9 protein-coding genes are annotated in these 22,874 nt (G+C 48.5%); 8 read left to right on the top strand and 1 reads right to left on the bottom strand.

Going from position 1 to position 22,874, the window contains the following annotated elements; translation table 11 throughout:
• Positions 1–35: 35 nt before the first annotated feature.
• From CUJ86_RS07985 to CUJ86_RS07975, 3 genes are read left to right on the top strand one after another with little or no spacing between them, the layout of a single operon-like run.
• Positions 36–2,444, top strand: a complete 2,409-nt coding sequence (locus CUJ86_RS07985; protein WP_130647045.1) for a tellurite resistance TerB family protein — start codon at positions 36–38, stop codon at positions 2,442–2,444.
• 3 nt (positions 2,445–2,447) lie between these two features.
• Entirely contained in the window at positions 2,448–3,767 is a 1,320-nt protein-coding gene (locus CUJ86_RS07980) for an ATP-binding protein (RefSeq protein ID WP_328590964.1), read from the top strand.
• 14 nt (positions 3,768–3,781) lie between these two features.
• Positions 3,782–5,953, top strand: a complete 2,172-nt coding sequence (locus tag CUJ86_RS07975; protein WP_235855620.1) for a DEAD/DEAH box helicase — start codon at positions 3,782–3,784, stop codon at positions 5,951–5,953.
• 211 nt (positions 5,954–6,164) lie between these two features.
• Here CUJ86_RS07975 and CUJ86_RS07970 read toward each other — a convergent pair whose 3' ends face one another.
• Positions 6,165–6,629, bottom strand: a complete 465-nt coding sequence (locus tag CUJ86_RS07970; RefSeq protein ID WP_130647043.1) for a hypothetical protein — start codon at positions 6,627–6,629, stop codon at positions 6,165–6,167.
• Between the two features lie 682 nt (positions 6,630–7,311).
• Between CUJ86_RS07970 and CUJ86_RS07965 the strand changes: the two genes are divergently transcribed.
• From CUJ86_RS07965 to CUJ86_RS07945, 5 genes are all read left to right on the top strand, one after another.
• Positions 7,312–8,628, top strand: coding sequence for a metallophosphoesterase family protein (locus CUJ86_RS07965; RefSeq protein ID WP_130647042.1), 1,317 nt, complete (start codon positions 7,312–7,314; stop codon positions 8,626–8,628).
• Positions 8,625–11,750, top strand: a complete 3,126-nt coding sequence (locus CUJ86_RS07960) for an ATP-binding protein (RefSeq protein WP_130647041.1) — start codon at positions 8,625–8,627, stop codon at positions 11,748–11,750. The genes CUJ86_RS07965 and CUJ86_RS07960 overlap by 4 nt, the downstream gene beginning before the upstream one ends.
• A gap of 178 nt (positions 11,751–11,928) precedes the next feature.
• On the top strand, positions 11,929–15,069 hold the full coding sequence (locus tag CUJ86_RS07955; RefSeq protein ID WP_130647040.1) for a DEAD/DEAH box helicase: 3,141 nt from the start codon (positions 11,929–11,931) through the stop codon (positions 15,067–15,069).
• Positions 15,070–15,082: 13 nt separating this feature from the next.
• Positions 15,083–19,603, top strand: coding sequence for a sacsin N-terminal ATP-binding-like domain-containing protein (locus CUJ86_RS07950; protein WP_130647039.1), 4,521 nt, complete (start codon positions 15,083–15,085; stop codon positions 19,601–19,603).
• Between the two features lie 165 nt (positions 19,604–19,768).
• The gene (locus tag CUJ86_RS07945; protein ID WP_130647038.1) at positions 19,769–22,813 is read left to right on the top strand and encodes an ATP-dependent helicase; all 3,045 of its coding nucleotides are present in this window, start codon (positions 19,769–19,771) and stop codon (positions 22,811–22,813) included.
• Positions 22,814–22,874: the final 61 nt, after the last annotated feature.

The raw sequence follows: 22,874 nt of genomic DNA, 5'->3' as shown, positions 1-22,874 counted from the left end.
TATATGGGGAATGACATTATTTTGTTTGTTGAACTATGCTTGAAATATTAATTATTGTATTGATTGTACTGATTTTATTTGGGCTATTCCTCTTCATTTTCTTTCGTGCTTTGCAGACTCGGGCCAGGAAAACATCTCAGAATCCAGAAAACCCTGAAAAAACCCAAAAAGACTGGGGAACCAAAACACCTCCTCTTACAGCAGATGATCGAACAGATGATCCCGTTTTTTCGTCTGGAACCAGAACAAGATCAGGTGTTGGCCAGACAAAAGAAGAAGCACGTACAGAAATTGCAGAAACTTCACAGAAAAATGTCCTTCTCTGGGCCGGGAAACAAACGTCAATCACTGTACAGGGTTACACAATCGAAGATCCCCTCACCTACTGGTCCCACGGCACAGTATCGCCTGATGAGGCTTCCTGTCTGGACATAACTCTCCCAACAGGTCAGTCGAGCGATTCAAATACTCCTTCTCTCCCTTACTGGCCATGCTACTCTCAGCTCACCCCTGATCAGAGGGCAAATTACCTTTCATGGCTCTCGACAGGCAAAGACAAAGATCTTGGTGAGATCGGCTATGCCTTTATCTACTTCTATGGGCTTGAAAGGCGGGCACTCATCGAAAAAAAGGACATCGATCTGGTCGTACACGAAGTGCGACGTCTTCTCGACAGATACCAGACCTCACATTCATTCACTACCTATCTGGAGGGTTTTCTTGGCTACATTGTGGCAATGCACCTGGACACCATGACCCAGGAAGACCTCACGCTCTACTTCCCGGACCTGACTGAACTGAATGAAACAACTACCTTGGTTGCACTTGCTTGGTTTGCTCTGAAAGGAGAACCGATCCCTTGGAAACTTGCATACAGTGTCGCACGTCACTATTCTGGTGCCTCTGTTCCGTCTGCAATAAAAAAAGAGAATTCATACTTTAAAACATTATTTCAGAAGCGCTATCTCTCCATGTTTGATAATGGTCTCAGGGTCGTCCCGGCAAAAAATCCATATAAACTAGAATATCGTCCGGCCAGCCCAAGCCTTCTCTCATCATCTTCCAGTGCCGCTCCTGTACCCTGCTTCATACCTCATCCCCTCAGGCGGAAAAAACAATTCAATGGCCTCTTTTCCCTCTGGGAGGGTTGTATACATGACATCAGGCCGTTTATAAATCAGTTCTCAAAAAGTGGAGGGACCATCACCTGGAAAGCCTATGGCTGCATGCCAGAAGAACTGAGGGCCGTAACCTCCCACCCGGATCAGGACGCATGGGACCACCTCTTCAGGGAGCACAGAAAGGATAACCCTTGGGCACGTGTCCCGGTCTCCTCCCTTGCCGAAGTGATCGGGATCGAAAGGCGTCATCGACTCACCCCTGTGCAGAGTCGGAATCTCTCCAGGACGGTGCATGACGGGGGATATGTGCTCCTCCCCCACATACAACATGCAGGGAACGGATATCAGTGGGATGAGGATCTTATGATTCTTCCCGTCGATGATCAGAATGCCCTGAGCCCTTCTTTTGCGTCTTATGCCCTTATGCTGGAATTGGGGATCGGCATTGCTGCCTCTGACGGTCACGTCGATCCTGAAGAACGTGAACATCTACACACATTTTTCAAGGAGACCTTTTCACTCTCTCCTTTTGAGTATCAGTGTCTTGATGCACTTGAAGATCTCTATATTCAGACGCCCCCTTCACTGACACGACTTGGCAAAAGACTGAATGAGGGGCTCGATCCTGACGCCCGTCTTCTGGTTGCTCAGTTCCTTGTTGATATGGCCACCGCTGATGGAACCGTTGACCCGAAAGAAAAAAAGAACCTCAACCGGATCTTCAAGGCGATGGATATCGAAGAGGGATACCTGCACTGGCTTCTATCTCATGCGGAAAATGTGGATGCTGCTGATGTCCCTGTCGCCGTTCACAGTGGAGTAATGTTCACACAAGGAGAGAATCTCCCGCCACCTGTTGTAGAAACCGCTCCATCACCTGTTGTGGAGCCTCCTTCGCTGCCTGCTGTAGAAACTCCCCCTGTATTAACCATCGATAAAGGAGCGGTTTCCAGGATCATGGATGAGACCAGAGACGTCTCAGAGATCCTCGGTGAGGTTTTTAAAAGGGAGGAGACCGAGCTTGGGGTCTTTGTATTCGAGGGAGAGGAGAGCACGGAGGAGATCACAGCGAAGGAAACGCCACGTTCTGACCATGATGGCATTGAAGGTCTTCAGTCCCGTTATGTGCCGATCCTTGAAGAACTTCTCACCACTGAAGTATGGACGCGGGATGAGTTTATCCGCCTGGTTCAGTGCCATCATTGCATGCCCCAGGCGACGATCGAGGCGATCAATGTCTGGTCAGAAGAACACTTGGGTGATTTTATTCTGGAGGATGATGAGGGCTCGGTGATCGTGGACCAGAGCATGATCCCGCTTTAAAGGATGATTATGATGGCTCAAATAAAAAAACGTGAAAGAAATGCGATTTTTCAATCTTTGCGCGCGGGGGTCGTTCCGAGAATTGGCCTTCAGCATATCCAGGTCGGAAGAAAGGATGAGATCAATGCCATCCTGGATGACCTCGGACAGATCAAAGACAATGGAGCAACAGTCCGTTTCATTATTGGTCAGTATGGATCAGGGAAGAGTTTCTTTCTGAATTTATCCAGGCAGGTTGCACTGGAAAAACGCTTTGTGGTGGTTCAGGCCGACATCACCCCTGACCGACGCCTCTATGCCACAGGAGGGCAGGCCAGAGCGTTGTATGCTGAACTGATGCACAACATGGCCACTCGAGCAAAACCTGAGGGTGGAGCTCTTGCCAGCGTTGTTGAGCGCTGGGTTTCAGATCTTGATTACCGTCTCAGGCAGGATGGAAAAGGAGATGATGAAATCGTCCGCGCCATCACCCAGGAGCTGCGGTCCCTCCAGGATCTGGTACATGGATATGACTTTGCAACCGTGATCGGCCGGTATTATGAAGGTTTTCAGCATGGCGACGAGCCCCTCATGTCATCGGCCCTCAGGTGGTTGTCTGGCGGGTATGAGACCAAGACTGAGGCCCGCATGGATCTTGGTGTCCGGATGATCATCGGCGACAGTGACATCTATGATTACTTCAAGGTCTGGGCTTCATTTGTCAGAATGGCAGGGTATTCAGGACTCCTTGTCAACCTCGACGAAATGGGTGTCTTATCTCACCGTCTCAGCAATACACAGGCACGAAACACAAACTATGAGATGATCCTGCGTATTGTCAACGATTGCCTGCAGGGAAATGTTTCTGGTATCGGGTTCATCTTTGCCGGCACAGATGAATTTTTTTCAGATCCTCGCCGGGGGATCGCGAGTTACGAAGCTCTGGCATCACGACTCCGCGAGAACGAGTTTGCGATCCATGGGCTGAAAGACTTCTCAAGGCCAGTTATAAGGCTGGAAAACCTCACCGCCGAGGATCTCTTTGTCCTCTTCCATAATATCAGAAAGGTCTTTGCCATGGGGGATGCATCGGCATATCTCATACCTGATGAGGGGGTCACGCAGTTTATGGAGTACTGTTCCGGGATACTGGGGGCAGAGTTTTACCAGACACCTCGTGATGCCGTGAAACGGTTTGTCGGACTCCTCTCTGTGCTCGAACAGAATCCGGAAGCCCGATGGGAGGAACTGATCTCCAGGCCGTCTGCAACTCCTTCCAGCAGGGGAGAGGAGGAGGGACAGACTGTAACCGGCGATGACGAACTCCGGGCCTTCAGGCTATAAGGGGGGAAGTGGTGGTGGCTGGCGCCTTTTCTCTCCTTCACCCTCTGGTCCAGAAAGAACTGTACAATATGCACTGGACTGAGCTGCGTTCGATCCAGGTCAATACCATCGCTGCGTTCAATGAAGGGCCAGAAGATTTGATCATCTCTGCGGCGACTGCAGCGGGCAAGACTGAAGCAGCATTTCTTCCAATACTCTCGGATGTAGTACAGAAAAGAAGCAATGGTGTCAGTGCCCTCTATGTAGGACCACTCAAGGCTCTCATTAATGACCAGTTCAGGCGGCTTGAGATTCTCTGCAAGGCGATGGATACCCCGGTCTTTAAGTGGCACGGAGACGTCGGGAGTGCAAGAAAAAAACGATTTCTTTCCAGACCTTCAGGTGTACTTCTCATCACTCCCGAGTCGATCGAGTCGCTCTTTATCAATCGTTCCTCTTGGTTGCCATCCCTCTTCCAATCTCTCCCCTATGTTGTCATCGATGAGATCCATGCCTTTATCGGCACAGAAAGGGGTATGCACCTGAAAAGTCTTCTTTCAAGGATCGCGCAGATCAGTGCAGTACAACCCCGCGTCATCGGTCTCTCGGCGACTCTGGGTGATTATTCTGCAACGCAGAGGTGGTTGTCGCCCCGAGAACCAGAAGGGGTGCGGATCGTTTCAGACGAAGGAGGAGGGCAGGATATTTCTTTTCTGATCAAAGGGTATCTCTTTGACACGTCAGGAGATGATGAGAATGAGGATCCAGCCCTGATAAAACTCTCTGAAGATATTATCAATCATTTTTATGGAAAAAACAGTCTGATCTACATCAACAGTCGCTCAAACCTGGAACTCTATACCGATCAGGTGAACCGGTCTCTCACTGGGGCGGGGTTGCTCAATCCCTTCAGGGTTCACCATGGTTCTCTCTCCAGAGTTGAGCGTGAAGAGACTGAGATGGCCCTGAAATCCAGCCATCCGACCGCAACATTCTGTTCGAGCACGCTTGAACTTGGCATTGATGTCGGGGATGTTTCACGAGTCGGGCAGATCGGGGCCCCGTGGTCTGTGCACTCTCTTCGCCAGCGTCTTGGTCGAAGCGGTCGGCGGGAGGGAAACCCATCTGTCATGATCATGTTCATCCCTGAATCGCACGGGGGTGAGGGAGACCTTGTGGACCAGCTCTATCCCTCGCTTCTCCGTGCCACATCCCTCTTCGAACTCATGCTTGAAGGGTGGTGTGAACCTCCAAGGGTTGGTCTCCCTCATTACTCCACTCTTGTCCAGCAGGTTCTGAGCGTCATCACCGAGCGGGGCGGTGCTCACGCGGCCACAATCTATGATGTACTCGTGGGGCAGGGGGCGTTTGCCTGGGTGACGCCGTCAGCATTCACCCGTATTCTCCGAAGTATAGCGAAAGCGGATCTGATTGAGCAGGCATCTGAAGGATTACTTATTCTGGGCCTTCAAGGGGAGCGGATAGTACGTCGTTTAGATTTTTATGCCTGTTTCCCGACAGAACAGGAAATAAAGGTGAAATGGAAAAGTAAGCAGATAGGAAGCATTGCACCGACCTTTGGTATAGAGAATCAAGAATATCTGATCCTTGCAGGCCGCCGATGGGAGGTGCTCATGGTGGACCTGGACCGCAAAGAGATGTCAGTTCAACCGTCAAAAGGCGGCAAAGTGCCATATTTTCCAGGGAAAGGTGCAACGGACATTCATCCGATGGTCCACCAGAAGATGCATGCCATGCTCCTCTCAAACAGGGTTCCGACATATCTTGACACCGTCGGGAAATCTCTCCTCACCTCTGCCAGATCCGTTGCCAGGTCAACCGGCGTCCTGGAGTTTGATCTGATACCCCTTTCAGACGGCACATTCTGGTTTCCCTGGGCAGGGTCGGCTGCCCTGCGCACGCTCACGATCCTTGGGTCATGCTGGGGGGACTTTGATGTTCGTGACAGAGATATTGCGCTTTTCTTTCATGGGGCAACTGCAGATGAGGTCATGGATTTTTATACCGATATTCTCACTCATTGTCCCTCAAAAACTGATATTGTACAACAATATCCTGATCTGGTCCAGGAGAAGTATGACCGCTACCTGCCTGAGGATCTTCTGGCAGAAGGTTTTGCTGCAGGATATATCAATACCGACATTGTTGCGCCAGAAAATGTTGCTCCTTTTCGTCCCCGGGACTAAATGCCGTGGACACAGCCGTGTTTTCCAGAACGTATCGAAAACAACAACCTTCATCACCCCTCCACCCCCATCCCCTCCTGAAAAGACCATGCTCCTCACCCTCCACCCCATCCTTCCCGCCTGAAGCATTGAGTAAATCATCTTTTATCTTGACCCCTCTATCGTGCAACATCGCCTCTACTCCTGATTTATTCAGTGTTCCCAGCATAATTTATTTTGACAGAGGATTGAGAACCGATGAGATCGCAGCAATCCCACCATTTTTGCAGGAGAGCATAATTCTGATGACAGTATCCCTGTTGCAGTCATGGATCTCCTTGTAGTCATAAGTATCTCTGGAGAAAAAGTTAGTAATATCAATTAATTTTGGATGGAAACCTGGTTTTTCCGGTTTTTTTCGTAATGACCCCTCATAGATCAGGTCTCTCATCTCTTCGGCCGGGTTTGTGATCAGAATGAGACAATCAGGTTCTTGTGCAATTTTGAGAATGCTGGCATACCGGGAGACATCAACCGAAGAGACCAGGACAAAGGGGACAGTCTTTTGTCCGAGTAAGGAACCGATCAACCTTTTTTTATAGCAGATCTCCTCGTGAAAGGTCTTCAGGTCCATTGCTGAGGTGATCACCTCGACAAAGCCCATGTCCCCGTGTTTGTCTACAAACAGGAGGTCCATCTCAGCGATGGTCTGACCATTTCCCCTGATGGTCAGGTTGCCTTTTTCAGAGTAATAAATCCGTTCTGACCGGGTTGCATCCTGATATAGGGGGCGGGAGTATCATCTCCTTTTTTGACGATGTGCTGTATTTAGTCGGTCTGCAAAGAGAGATCAAGCATAACCTCATACACGAGAAATTCGTACCAACGCCCTTCAGAAGCCCGTTTTATTACATAGTCTTCAGAAAATAGGTTCCATTTTTCATGATAATTCATATGACGAAGTGCCTTCTGTGCAATTTTTTCATTATAAAAATCACAGGGAAAATTGTTTTCTAACCAATTGGACAACTCCATTTTCAGATTAGGGGATAACTCTAGGGGTATATTACCGTTTCTGTTTTATCGGCAATTTTTTGGCATACCCGGAATGTTCTGGACCAGACCAGAAATATTTTTAATTGTAGGTTCCCGAAAAATCGAAAATCATCCAGTCAGGCAGATCCATTCTGGACACAATAGGGCTGTTCCATGTCCCCCGACCAGAACCCCCAGACTGGAGGGATCATTAACCCTCCCCTGATGAAGGGCAAGTTAGTAATGAGTCCATTCCCCTCAGGAAGGATATTATCACCATTTTTCACTGGCTATTGAAATAATAATGTTTTTCGTGCCTTACGCCAAGCATCCATCTACGAACAATGAATTTGAGGCATAGCATGACACAACCCCCGAAAAAAACTCGAAAAATATCTCCAGACACACTTACCTTCATCCACACCGCAGACCTCCACCTCGGCAGTCCACTCACTGGCATCAGGGCTATGGATGAGAATATGGCCGAAAAACTTACCCAGGCATCATACCGTGCCTTAGACCGGATCGTTGACCTGGCGATCAGGGACGAGGTCGATTTCGTCCTGATCGCAGGCGATCTGTATGACAGTAAGAGGCAGCAGATCTATGAGCAACTCAAACTCCTCCACGCCCTTGAGAGGCTTGATAGTCACGGTATCCTGGTCTACATCGCCTGCGGCAACCATGATCCACATAGCGCCTGGTCCCGGTCTCTCAAGTGGCCCAAAAATGTTCATATTATGGCAGAGGATGGTCCCGAGGTTGTTTTCTTCGAAAAAGATGGAGAAAGGAAGGCGGCCATTGTGGGGGTGAGTTATCCTAGGTCTTCGGTCTGGGAGAACCTCGCTGCGACGTTCCCGGAGAAAGAAGACGACTGGCCCTTCACCATCGGTCTCCTACACGGCACGCTCGGCAGCAGTACTGGCGAACACGTCTCCTATGCCCCCTGCTCAGAGGAAGATCTGGCCGCGAGGGGCTATGACTATTGGGCCCTCGGTCACATCCACAAACCTGCGGTAGTCCACCAGACCTACCCAACAATCGTCTACCCTGGCATCCCACAGGGGCGTGACATTGGGGAGTCTGGTCCACGGGGGTGCTACTATGTTGTGGTCAGACCAGATGGCACCATCGAGCCCACCTTTGTGGAGACTGCAGAGATCTGCTGGGAGGATACCATCCTCTCTATTGAAGGCATCGAAACGCTCGACGAACTCGACTCCGCCATCCTGGAGGCTCTCGACGAGATACGGGAGGAGAGGGGCGGCCGTCAGGTCTGCTGTCGCCTCACCCTCACCGGCCGGGGAGAGGTCCACCGCCCTCTCAGGGAGAAGAAAGCGGCCGAAGGCCTTGCCGACCATCTCAGGGAAGTCGAGCCAGAGGTTTATATCGACCGGATCACCGACAACACGGCCCTGCCCATCGACCGCGAGACGCTCGTCCAGCGGGAGGACCTCGTCGGGGATATCCTGCGGATCTCTGACGGCCTCCAGCAGAACCCACATGCTGCAGAGACTCTCAAACCCCTTTTTCAGGATCTGTTCACTGATAAGAGAGGAAAAAAGTGTGATCCCGTCAGTCCTGAAGAGATCCCCGACCTGTTCAGAGAGGCCGAAACCTATCTCCTCGACCTCCTGAACCCGGAGGAGGAGAAAGCATGAAGATCGAGGAGATCTACGTCGACGGCTTCGGCCACTTTCATAACACAAAGTTGGATGTATTGTCCCCTCATCTCACCGTCATCACTGGACCGAACGAGGCGGGAAAGTCGACCCTACTTGAGTTCATCCGCCGGATGTTATTTGGGTTCCCCTCCAGGAAACAGGGCCAAAACTCTTACCCACCTCTGAACGGTGGGGATATGGGAGGGTGGCTGCGACTGACCACACCCGAAGAGGGGACCGTGCTCCTTGAACGCTCTGATAAGCGTGCCGAACCCTCGCTCGTCTCTGTCGACGGAAGTCCTGCTGGCTGTACCCTGCCCGACCTCATCGGCACAGCAGACCGGCAGTTCTTCGAGAATGTCTATGCCTTTGGCATAGGCGAACTGAACGACATCAAGAGTCTCTCTGCTGGATCGATACAGAGCAGGGTGATGAGTGCCGGGATCGGGATCACCAGAGGCTCAATCGCTGATGTCCGGGCGCAGGTTCATAAGGACCGTGATGCACTCTTCAAACCTGGAAGGGCCTGGAAAGATATCAGGATCAAGGAGATCTTCTCAGAGATTACTGGCCTGGAGAAGACCCTGCGCCAGTGCAGAGGGACGCAGGAGGAGTACGACTGTCTCCAGATCGAACTGAAAGAATTAGAGAGCACTCTTGCCGACCTGAAAAAAGAGGAGAAAAGGCTCAGGCAGAAGATGCAGGACGCCGAGAACCTGCTCTCGGTCTGGGAGGACTGGGTCGGCTATACCGAGACGAAGAGACGTCTGTCTGATCTTCCGACGGTTGCTCCCATTCCCGAGGGGGGTGTCCAGATCCTCAGGGGCTTCGACGAGAAGGCAGAAGAACTGGAGGAGGAACTGAAGGCGTGCCGCCGCAATCTCCAGCAGGACGCTCAGGACCTCGAAGGATGCACTGTCGATGAAGTGGTCTGTGTCCATGCCGACGCGATCCATGAACTGGAGAACGGCCTGAAGAAGTATCTCGCCGATCTTGGCGCCTATGACGAGGCCGTCCGGGAGACAGAAAAACTCACGCAGGAGGTTGACGCCCTCGCCAGGCAGGTCGGCCTGCAGGGTGAGGCCCTCGCTTTTTTCGATGTTTCTGCCCGAACCCGCCAGCAGGTCGAAGATTTCCGGACCCATTTCTCCGACCTCAACGAGGAGGCCAGAACCCAGACGTCTGAGGGAGATCGCCTTGACGGGGAGAAGAGGGGGGTGCAGGCAAAGATACAGACAGACGAGGCGACTCTCTCCGCCCTCTCCGTCACCGGGACCATGGATGGGGTACAGAAGAAAAGAGCGGCCCTCGACGACCTGAGTGTCGAGGTCCCGGCATGGTCGAAGGCAAAGGACGAACTCGACCGTCTCATTGAGAAGGAGGCCGAGATCGGGACGCGGCTAAAACAGGACGCGGCAGCCCGCGGGGTCTCTCTTCCCCGCTGGCCGGCCCTGATGATCGTGGCGGCAGGTGTGGTCGCTCTTGTCGGTGGCGTAATGATGGACTCAATCATCGTCGGTGGCGGCCTCTTCCTCCTGATGCTGGTGATTGCCGGGATTTATCTTCGGGGTGTCACACGAGAAACACCTGTCGACATTCCAGCAGGCGATGACGTTCTGGACATGGCCAGAGTACGGCAGGGAAAGGAGACGGATCTTGCCGAACGGGAGGTGACTCTCAGGAATAAGGCAAAAGAGTGCGGATTCTCTACCATTCCCGATCTCTCAGCGATCAATACCATGCGATCCAAGCTGGACGGCGAGGTGCACACCCTCCAGGAGAGGGAGAGACTGGAGAAGGCCCTGCAGGTTTCTCGCAAGACGTATGCCGATCATGTCGCAGATCTTGAGCGCGTACAGGCCGACATTGATGCAAATGCAGAGGAGAAAAAGGAAACCCTGAAGGAGTGGCAGGCATGGCTGGAGGCTGTCTCCCTCGACACCTCGCTCACACCTGAAGTCGTCCTTGATATCATTCCCACAATTGAGAAGGCACAGGACAGGATCAGGGCTCGGGATGCGGCTGGGATCAGGTGTGCCGACCTGAAGGAGACGATTGTAGCGTATGATACGGCGGCGGGGGAGGTCGCTGTCGCAATCGGGGCAGACCCTGCCCCCTCGGTCGAGGTGCAGGTGCAGAACGCGGTGGCATCACTCAAAGAGCAGATTGAGCGCAAGAGGCAGCATGATACTCTGGTAAGAGACTATGCCAGGATACAGAAGGACGAGAAGTCAATCATTGAAAAAATGGAGGATGTGGCCAGGAAACGGGCCGACCTCTTTTCTGGGGCATCAGTAACAGACGAAGAATCGTTCCTGAACCATACCCGGATCCAGGGGGAGAGAATCAGGCTCGCGAAAGAGGAGGCAGATGCCGAACTCCGCCTGAAGAAGGCGGCAGGCGGAGAACGGGCTTTCCCGGCCTTTGTTACACTCCTGCAGAACACCGAACGCACCGACCTTGCAGAGACGGTCAAAGAGTGCAGGCAGCGCCTGGATGAAATCACACCTGAAGGGGAGAAGAAAAGAGAAAGACGCGGCCGCCTCCTGAAAGAGATCGAGGAACTCGAAGAGGACAACCATACGGCCGCCGAAGAAGCAAAATTGCGGTGTCTCCACGAAGACATTACTGAGGTCTCCCGTGCATGGGCGGTAAGGGTGATCGCGGACCACCTCCTCAATCAGGCGATCGAGAAGTACGAGAAGGAACGCCAGCCAGCGGTCATCTTGGAGGCGACCAGATATTTCAGCGGGATCACCGGTGGGCGCTACCAGAAGATTTACCGGCCGATCGATGCCGAGGCCGTCGTCGTTGAAGAGAGGAATGGAAAAAGGAAGGAAATCTCCGACCTGAGTCTTGGGACGGCGCAACAACTCTACCTTGCGTTGCGGTTCGGCTATATCACTGAGTTCAGCAAACACGATGCCGTCCTCCCTGTCGTCTTCGATGACGTGCTGGTGAACTTCGACCCGGTGAGGAAGAGGAGGGGATGTCAGGCGATCGCTGACCTGGCTGGTAAGACGCAGGTTCTGTACTTCACCTGTCACCCGGAGACGGTCGCCCTCCTCACTGAGGCGCGGCCTGATGTTCGGATTATTGACCTAGGTAAAATAGGATAAAGGAATGTTTTCCTTCTTTCGTGAAATTGAAATTTTCTGAAAGACTGAGGTGAATATATCGTCTTTATCATAGAGACGTTTTCAAGACGTCCCCAAAATTTTATTATTCTCGAATATTATTTTGTTTAATTGATTAAAACGGCATATTTATTTGGGAAAAGATAATTACGTAGCGTAGATGGGAACTAATATGATAAAACCCCTTTTTAAAGTAGGAGATAACGTTAAAATTGGTAATAGCGAAAAAATTGGTACTGTAAACGAAGTAATTATTCGGAACAATTCTGTTGGGTACCGTGTGACTTTTGATGGAACTACAAAAGCGATTCAAGAAAAATTCCTTTCCAAAATTATTGATGAAGAGCATGAAATTATTCAATCATTCTATTCAGATGATATCGGAGATGGTGATGATTTTCATCTTTTTCAGACTTGGTTCCGTCTAAAAAAACCTATAGAAGGCAATTATTATAGCTATCTTGCAAGCAAGACAATATTCAACCCGTACCAATTTAAACCCCTGATCAAATTTGTAGCCCCTGGTTCAGATGGACGATTATTCATCGCTGATGAAGTTGGTGTTGGTAAAACAATAGAAACCGGTATTATCCTGATTGAACTCTTATCCCGCAATCGAATCGATCGAAAATCTCCAATTCTAATCGTGTGCCCTCACTCTTTAGGACCAAAATGGGTTAAAGAGATGAAACAACGTTTTAATTTGCAATTTCATCTCCATGATAGCAAGTCGCTTCGAAACTTTTTTGAATACGCGAAAGATGGTATAATCCCGGATGGTATGTTCTGGTCAATTGTCAGTCTACCATTGTTGCGCAATGAAACTCATTTCAAGAATCTCCAAGTGTTAAACACTTCAAGAGAGACGCCATTGTGGTCTATGGTTATCATTGACGAATCCCATCATCTAAGAAACGCATCTACATTGAGTTATCAAATTGGCTGTATGCTGAGTAATTTGACTGAAATGATGGTAATGCTCTCTGCAACGCCACTCAACCTAAGAGATGAGGATCTCTTTAATCAATTGAATATTCTGAATCCATCGCTGTTCCCGGATTTTCAAACCTTTAATGCTATTTTATCCCCTGTAAAATCGATTAATCGCTGTCGTCGACTTCTGGTTGAACGATCGGCGAGTGTAAATTCAAAAATATTGAAAGAAATCCTGGAAATGAAATCTGGAATCCTTGGAGAAGCAATTTCCAATCATCCTGGGGTTAAAAAATTTGAAAAAAGGCTATTAAATGGAGGATTACTAAATTCAGAGGAAATTGCCAATTTTGATAGAATTTTGGGTAATTTAAGTCCTTTAGATAATTCATTCACTCGGACATTGAAACGAGAGGCACTCAACCACCGTGTTATCCGAGAACCGATAAATATTCCAATTAAATTGACTCCTGAAGAAACGAAATTTCACAATGGAGTTATCGAATTATCCAAAAAGATGTATCTCGAAAGAGGAGGGGACCCAGCGGCTCTAGGTTTTATTACCAATATTCCACGCAGAATGGCAAGCAGCTGCATCCCAGCAATGAAAGAGTACCTGAATTGGTGTATTGTAAATAATTCAATGCTTATTGATAATTCTGCGAGTGAGGACGACCCTGATGATGATCAAGGATTGAATGAAACATCTCTTACACCAGATTTAAGGAATTGCTTAATCCAATTACGTTCTGAAGCAGAAAGAATTGAAGGCATTGATACAAAATATGATGAATTTCGTAAGCTCATCGAAAAAATTCAACAAACACATGTAAATCCTCAAATAATTGTTTTCTCCTTTTTTGTAAGAACATTGAAGTATCTCCAAAAAAGGCTTGCAGAGGACGGTTATAGTGTTGGATTAATTTATGGAGATACTCCGAGTTATCCAGATGGCAATAACCAGACACGTTATCAAATAATGGAGTCCTTCGAAAAAGAGGAGTTTGAGATCCTTTTATCCAGCGAAGTAGGTGGAGAAGGTCTGGACTTCCAGTTCTGTCAGACAATCATCAATTATGATCTTCCCTATAATCCAATGAGAATTGAACAAAGAATAGGAAGAATCGATCGTTTTGGACAAAAAGGGGACAAGATCTTCGTCGCTAGCATGTATATTCAGGATAGCATTGATGAAAACATATATTCAGCACTCTATGAACGAATAAATTTAGTTGAAGAGAGCGTCGGCGCTTTAGAACCCATATTGGGAACAAAACTTGCAGATCTTCAGAATGAAATTATTAATGGAGCGCTTTCAGAAGAACAGTTACAGCGACGGATTCAAGAGATTGAAATTGCAGTCGAGCATGCAAAACTTGAGATGGAAAAATTTGAGCAGAATCGGATCGAATTGATGGGAGAAGACAAATTTGCTCAGATAATTCAGAATCTTGATTCGGGCACAGAGTTCATTCAACCAATAGATGCACTTTGGCTGACAAAAAAATGTCTACATTCATGGGATAAGTGTGATTTCAACGAAATTGATGAAAGTTCTGGCTATATCACTCTATCCAAACAGGTTGTCACACAACTGGAGCAATATTGCCGAAAACCTGGTTCTGAAGGGAGTTTTGTGGAATTATCTCGAATAATGGAACTGAATTATCCAATTGAGGTTGTATTCAATGGTACAGTTGCTATTCAAAGAAACCAGGCCGTTTTTCTTCCACCATGTGGATTCTGGATCAAATTTTTGCTGCAGGAATTGGAAAAAAGTGAAAAAATCCCCAGAGTCTTTTCGATCTCTGGAGAATCTAACAATATTGGATTGAGTCCTGGAGATTACTTTGTTCCTTTTTTTGAAGTAATGCTAGAAGGTTTTACAACAGAAATCACTCTCTCGGCTGTACCGGTAGATGTCAATAACAGAACTTGTGTTAAATGTGACTATCGAACATTTTCAAGATTATTAGCGAAAAATGTACTTCCTTCGGACCATCGAGTAACATCAATCAATCCAAGAGAGGCAATCGAGACTGCACAAATTGATCTTGAATCACAGATTGAAATAGAAATGAGAGAGTTGAAAGACAGGAATGCCTATAGAATTCAATCACGTATAAATTCAATCGATAAAACAACCGAATCACGTATAATCCAACTCAACAGCCGAATTCATGAGCATTATAAAAAGGTCATTAGCGATGGGAAAGAGCCAAGTTCAAAATTTATTCGTTTGATTGAGTCGCAAAAGGAGAATGTAAGAAAAAAAAGGGAAGAATTTATACAAAAAATTCGAAATCAGGACGATCTGGTAATGACCTTGAGGCTGGTTGCCATTGCTTCACTAAGGGTTAATCAATAAAAGGAGTCTACAAATGGCGACGAATATCAAACAGGAAAGGAATGAATTGCTACAACAGATACGAACTCTGCCTCCTTCCAAGGCACAGGAAAAACTTCGTTATTTAAGGAAACATTACGATTGGGAAATTCCGGGTTACAGAAATAGTCTAAATATTCTCAGTGACACTGCGTACCAGGATAGAAAACACTTCTTACTCGAACTGATACAAAATGCAGATGATGCGCAATATGCCGAAAAAAATCCAAAAATACGTTTTATTATCGAAACCTCTGGAATAACAATTCAATATAACGAAGATGGTTTTTCTGTTGAAGATATTATTGCTATTACCGATACGGGATCATCTACAAAAATTCAAGCAAACAGATTTTCTCATGGATTTATTGGAGAAAAGGGAATCGGATTTAAATCGGTGTTTGCTCTGGCATCCTCTGTTGAGATTGACAGTCCTCCCTGGCACTTCATTTTGAACAAAGACGAGTGTATTGTCCCACATCCCTTGAATGGCTCTTCATTGACTCAAGATGGAAAAGGTACCCGACTTAAAATTACCTTTACAGAATCTGAAAGCATTGACATTATTGCAGATGAACTTGTAAAGATTGTCAGTGGTGAGTTAGAGTCATTTCTTTTCTTGCAACAATTATCTGAATTGGTCGTTGAGGATCATCGTAGAAAGCCCGATATCATTTACTCGTTAACTGTAAGACCAGTAGATAGAGGATCTGACCAGATAGAGATTTTATCTTCGCACAGCAGAGTAACGCGAAGGTATTATTTATACTCGAAAGACGTGGAATTTACCCGGGAACTTGTCCAGAAAAGATGGGATAACGTAGACATTAAAGGAAAGTCGCTGAAAAGAAGGGTTATTGCCGCGTTTCCTCTTCCGATTGAACAAAGTATACTCCCTGATGGTAGATTGTTCTGCTACCTCCCAACCCTTGTAACTCTGCCCTCGCCTCTGTTTCTTCAGTTAGATGGACAAACAACAGCCGATCGAGAAAAATTACATGATCCCGAACAAAATGCTTGGAATAAACACCTTCTTTCAGCACTGCCAGAAATTCTTGTTGAAGCGGTCATATCACTAAAAAAAATATCTATCACCGCCAAGCGTCTGCTAGATTACCTTCCTGCCACCGCCGGGGATCAACAACTCGCGCCCCAATTTGCTCAATTGATGAGTTTGCTCAAGGAAGAGTGCTGGGTCCGTACATATTCATCAGGAAAAGATCAATGGGTAAAACCAGAAGATGCTATCATTCCATCAGAATTTTTAGAATCCCTGATTACTGCTGAACCTGCATTCCGGCATCGAGCAGAAAAATATTTGAGTAAAAAATTTGTCCATCCAGATTGGCTGGTGAAAACCGAATGGAAGACTAAATTATGTGACTATGGTGTTAGTCAAATTGATGAGGATACATTTATCAGATTAGTATCGTCCATCTCAATCCCACATCGATGGCTAAAAAATACTGATAATCTTATTTTTCTTTATTCTAACATAGAAGAATGTCCTTGCATCAAATATAGACATTCAAATTCTTATAAATCCACCTATTATCAATATCGCTCCATATTGCTAAACGCTCCGATCTTCCCTCTTCCAAAAAAAGGATTTGGACCATTAATTGGCCAAAAAAGAGAGGGTAAGATATTCTGGGTTTCATCACGATCCACAAGAGAGACTGGTCTTGAAAATAGTGTTGATTATACGATTGTCAGTACCGAATATACATATCACCCAAAAAGCAGCGGCGACAATAATCTAGAAAAAGAAAATTTTGAGCAGAAAGTAAGAAGAAACAGTGCAGTCCGTGATTTGCTAAAATCTCTGGAAGTACCCGAATTAAATGATGAGAATATATTGCGGGAGTTACAGATACCCTATCTTATCGAGACCCTACCTACAAAAAAAACAGAGTATATTCGATATAATGTCCTCTTCTCAATATTTCAAAAATATAGGGGAAAACGTACAAAAAATGAGTCCAAATATGATGAATTCATTGAAACACTTTCTGGTCTGTCAGATGTAGAATTCCTATCGACATCAGGAGATCCAGTTAAAATTTCCGATTTACTTCTTCCACGAGTTTTGAGGCTATATCCTGAGGATCACTTGTTTGAAGATATAGGATTGCCTACTTTATATTTCCCAAAAAAATATTGGACTCCTCCAAACACAAAAAATGACGATGATAACAACAAAAAGAGTGTTGAAAGAACCAGGAGGTGGAAAGAGGAATGGCGAAAATTTCTTATATTGTGTAAAATTCGGAATGAACCCCAGTTTAGATTATATAATGTCAAATACAGTGATGTTTCGGATTTTAGTGGGTGTGATCATCTTCGATTTGAAAAATGGGTCAATAGTATAAATAATGATTATACGTCCAGCAACCCTGTTGATGTCCTGGTAGTTGATCTTGATCCTTTGACGCAGGGGATAATAAGGAATGAATCAAATGATGTCGGTAAATTTGCCCTTCCTTTGTATCAGTCGTGGCTGAAAAATAAGAATGGTTTTGATCTTGAAGCATATGATATCTGGAATAATAAACTCATAATTGGCAATTATTATGTCAGATATTTCCGGCATACTTTGAGAGAGAAATGTTTGCAAGACATAACATGGGGCGGTATTCCAAGAGATCTCATTCCTTTACAAGATATAAATGGCAATGTTGCTCGTTCCAGAAACTGTATAAAGGTTTATTCATCCAGTATTTTGCATTTAAAGAAGGCAAAAAAATATCTTCACTTTGTTCAGGCTACCACAGATATCCAAAAAGGCAATGGATACCACCCTGAGTACCTTGAAGCACTTCAGGTTAATAATTACAGCATTCATCAGGTCAATGCCCTCTGGGAGATGATAAATCCTGATAATTATAATGATATTTTAGAGATTGCACTCGAGTACCATGCTATTGGAGCAGATATATCTCAGCTTAAGATTTATGATCGATCTTCCAGAAAATTAAGGGCAGCAAAAGATTTTTGCCTTGGTTTCAAAGTGCCTGACGATACTCCTTTAATTGAAGAGCAGTATGGGAAAATTGGAAAACAAGTCGGAGAAATAATTGGGTTAAAAGAGGGAAACAGCCCGAGTGTTTATTCAGGGTTATTTGAAGTAATCTTTCATTCTCGACGTGTATCAAAGAAAAATACACAGTTACTGGGAGATCTTCTAAAGCATTATCATTCCTGGACTTTTATTGACCAAAGACGCATCATAGATGACTTTAATACAGCAATTGAAAAATTCCATAAAAATCAGGCTGTTTTGGTTTTCAATGATGATACCACCTTCCAGAGTCTCTACGATTCAAAAATATGGGTTGTTCTTCTTGAAGCCACTGAAGAAGATCTTTTTAATATGCAAGAAGCGGCCCAGTCAATTGGCTTTGCACTTCCACAAGATGTTGGAAAACTCATAATAGAAGATGAATCCTCTTTGAATAATGAGGAAACAGAACATCTTGCTGTTATATTTGATCTCTATAAAAAAAGTCTATTGCCAAGAACTCGTTCAAAATTGCAAGGAAAATTAAGATCGTTGGGGATAATTGATATCAAGATGGCTATTATCTTCCGTGTAAAAACAATTTATCAGATTATTGGACCTGAGATCAATAGATTACTTACCCCCCTTCCTCACTTTGATCATCAAAGTAAAGCCATGTATGTAGATCAGAATATGAATATAAGTGAAATATTGTGTTATCTTTTAGAAATCTCAGATTATGGTAATTTTGAAGATTTGATTCAAATAATGAGAGATATTGAAGATCGGTATCAAAAATCATCAAGTGGCGTGATTTATGACAATGCCAAAGATGATCGAATATCTGATCTTGACGGGGTAGATGTAGAATCCATTCGAACTAATATTGCTGAATGTTTAAAGCGTGATCGAAAGCCAGTCCATTCGGAAGATACTGTTTTAGAGTGGAAATGTGGACCAGATCCATTCTTGGAGATCAAATTACATGACAATATCAGGAATCGAGTGAAAAACAATATTGCACAGGGCCCTGAACAGTATAATAAGAGAGTTCGAAATCACATTAAAAGATCGAGAGTTAAAGCAATTAGTGATGGTCAAAAAATAATAGATCCCCATGGTATAGATTCAAAGTCATTCTTCTCCAATGAATATCAGGAAAGATGTCAGATCTGTGGGCTACAGATAAAACTGCAGACGGGTCGTTTCTATAGTGTTACTTACCACATTCAAGAAAATCGAGACGGTGCAATCTGGTGGAATAATCAACCATTCAATATACTCTGTATGTGCCCGAATTGCCACGCCATTGCTAAAGAAGGTGGATGTGATATGAGGGCCATTTTTGATGCTGCTGAAGAATATGAAAAAGGAAACCTATTCCCTGTTGAAGTTTCAAAGTTTCACGGCGAATATTACCTCATAGATATTGAAATGAATGGAGAATCTCGAAATTTAGTTCTAAGTCCTCTTCATATGATTTATTTTGCCGCACTTGTGACTCCAAAAGAATAAAAGATATTGGAATTCGTCTTCTCCAACATTTCTCATTCTATCCAGAAAAAATTAATATTCTTTCCCCTGGGCACACCAGATCCAAACCAAAAACCCAACCCTTATCCTCCCCCCCGCGAAACACCCACATCTGATGCACCCCCAAAAGACCATCGGAGCCGCACCATGCCTTTGAACCCCCGCCAGATGGAGGCGGTGACCAGTTCCGGCAGGCAGCTCGTCCTCGCCGGCCCGGGTTCGGGAAAGACCCGGGTGATCACCGAGAAGGTCCTCCACCTCATCGAGAGTGGACAGGCAGATCCCGAAGAGATCCTGGCCCTCACCTTCTCTGACCGGGCCGCACGGGAGATGCAGGAGCGGATCGACCGGGCCGGCGATTGTGCCGCCGGATGCACCGTCCAGACCTTCCACTCCTTCTGCCACTCCCTGCTTCGCGACCATCCCCTCGAGAGCGGGCTGAACCTCACAAACGGCCTCATCAGCCGCACGAACCAGATCGTCTGGGGGCAGCGGCACATCGACGACTTCGATTTCGAGTACATCGAGGTCGGGAACAATGCCGCTGGCGTGATCGAGTCGATCATGGACGGGATCAGCAGTTTCAGGGACGAACTGATCACCGCCGACGACCTCGAGCGGTACCTTGCCGAACGCTTCATGGATGCCGACGACCCGGAGGACGACATCGAGGCCCTCCGCCTCGCCGACCTCCTCTCGGTCTACCGGGCCTATGAACGCTATAAGCGGGACGAACGGCGGATCGACTTCGACGACATGATCCATGAGGCGGTCACCCTGCTGGAGCGCCGCCCCCCGGTGCGGGAGAGTCTGGTGCGGCAGTATCCCCATATCCTGGTGGACGAGTTCCAGGATACCAACTATGCCCAGCTCGCCCTGGTCAAGGCTATGGCAGGCGGCCACCTCTGCGTCGTCGGCGACGACGACCAGTCAATATACCGGTTCAGGGGCGCCTATTTCGGGAACGTCAACGACTTCGCCGCCACCTATCCCGACCACTCCCTCACGGTCCTGAACCAGAACTACCGCAACTCGGCCACCATCCTTGCCCTCGCCCGGGAGTTCATCGAACAGGCGCCCGACCGCACCCCAAAGGACCTCCGCACCGACAACCCCGACGGCGAACCGGTGGTGGTTGCGGAGTGCGAGAACGAGGCGGCCGAGGCGGTGTATGTGGCCGACGAGATCCGGGCCCTGCTGCAGAGCGAGTTCACCCCCAGAAAGGAGGAAGGACCGCGACGGTTCCGCTGCGGCGACATCGCCATCCTCTGCCGGCAGCGGGCCCAGGGGAAGAAATTCTACCGGCAGCTCTTCAACGACGGCATCCCCTGCGAGTTTGTGGGCGAGGAGGACTTCCTCCGTTTCCCGGCGGTGCGTGACCTGATCGCCGTGCTACAGGCGGCAGACGATCCCCTGAACGCCGGGATCCCGATCAACCGCCTGCTCCGCCGGGCCGGTGTCTCTGAGGTGACGGTGCAGGGGATCAACCGGGCGGCCAGAAAGCACGCCGACACCGGAGAGGACACCGACGGTGTTTATGAGGTTCTTCTCCAGCATAACGGCGATGCGGCGGTGCAGGAGGTCGCCAGCCGGATCGGCCGCGCCATCGAGCAGAAGACAGCCCTCTCCTTCCCGGATTTCATCCATAGCCTGATGATGGAGAGCGGTGGTCTCTATGCCGCCGTCCTCAGGGAGGGCAACGAACGGGAGCGGCGGGTGCTGGACCGGTTCTACCGCCTCGCCACCGAGTACGCCGCCCTCAGCCGTGAACCCACAATCGCCGACTTCCTGCTCTACCTCGACCAGGTGCAGGAGATCGCCGTGGATACAAAAGGGGAGTCCGGCGAGGATGCAGTGCAGATCATGACGATCCACCAGAGCAAGGGCAAGGAGTTCCCGGTCGTCTTCCTTGTCGATCTCTCTGAAGGGCGGTTCCCGGTCCGCTACCGCGCAAAGCCCTTTTCAGTGCCCGGAGACCTGGCCAGGAGCCTCCTCCCTGATGAAGACGAGCGCGAACTCTTCAGGCAGGAGGAGCGCCGCCTCTGCTATGTGGCGATGACCAGGGCCGAGGAGCGCCTCTACCTGACGAGGGCGGTGATGTACGACGGGCGAAAGACCGAGGCAAAGCCCTCGCCCTTCCTGAATGCCCTGCACTATACCGAGCACCCCCTCATCAGGCTCGTCCGTGTGCCGGCCCCGGAGACGGTGGCAGACGGCGTGATGCTCTCTGACCTCGAACAGGCGCAGCAGCGGCTCCAGGGGGAGGCGATCCGGGCGGTGGCCGAGATGCGCCTCTCCACGGCCCTGCAACGCTTGATGGACCTGGAACGCTGCCGGCTCCTGGCGGCCGGGGACGATCCGGCCTCCTTTGACCGCAATGCCTTCCTCTCGGTGGCGGCCCCGCCCTTCGACCTGGAGGTCAGGGCCGGCGTGCGGTCCGAACCCGGTCTGACCGACGACATCCGCCTCTCGGCCTCTGCCCTCTCCACCTACGATGACTGCCCGCTGCGCTTCAAGTTCGGGACGGTGCTACGGGTGCCGACCCGGCCAAAGACCTACTTCTCCCTGGGGACGGCGGTGCACGCCGTCTGCGAGGCGATGGCCCGCCGGAAGATGGAGGGGGGGAGCGTCGGCCTGGACGACGCCCTCCTGGCCCTGGAGCAGGTCTGGTCCCCGGTCGGTTATCCCTCCAGGAAGAAGGAGGAGGAAGACCGGGAGAAGGCCAGCGAGATGGTGGCGACCTATGCGGCATGGGAGGAGGCGAACAGGAACGAGGTGGTGGACGTCGAGCGGTGGTTTGAGTTCAGCATCGACGGCGTGCGGTTCGTCGGCTCCATCGACCGCCTGGAGCGGACACCGGAGGGGCGGTACGTGGTGGTCGATTACAAGACCGGCAATTCAAGAGCGTTCACGAAGAAGGCCCTCCCCGAGAACATCCAGCTCAACCTCTACTCCCTGGCGGTGCAGGAACTCTTCGGCGAACTCCCGGAGCGGGCGACCTTCTTCTTTGTAAAGGACAAAAAGGAGTTGAGTTATGCCCCCACAGAGGAGACGGTCGCTGCGTTCAGGGAGCGGGTGTCCGGCTATATCCAGCGGATCCGTGCCGGCGAGTTCCCGGCCGTGACCGGCTACGGGTGCAAACATTGCGATTATCGGATGCTGTGTGATGGGATGGAGGGGGACCGGACCTGATCATGGTATCATTGGATAGAACTCGGACCATTCTGACGAAAAATTTCAAGATTCAATAATT

It is taken from the genome of Methanofollis fontis (assembly GCF_004297185.1).
Lineage (GTDB): Archaea > Halobacteriota > Methanomicrobia > Methanomicrobiales > Methanofollaceae > Methanofollis > Methanofollis fontis.
The sequence above is the reverse complement of the archived record's forward strand: the minus strand, read 5'-3'. Positions and strand labels throughout refer to the sequence as shown.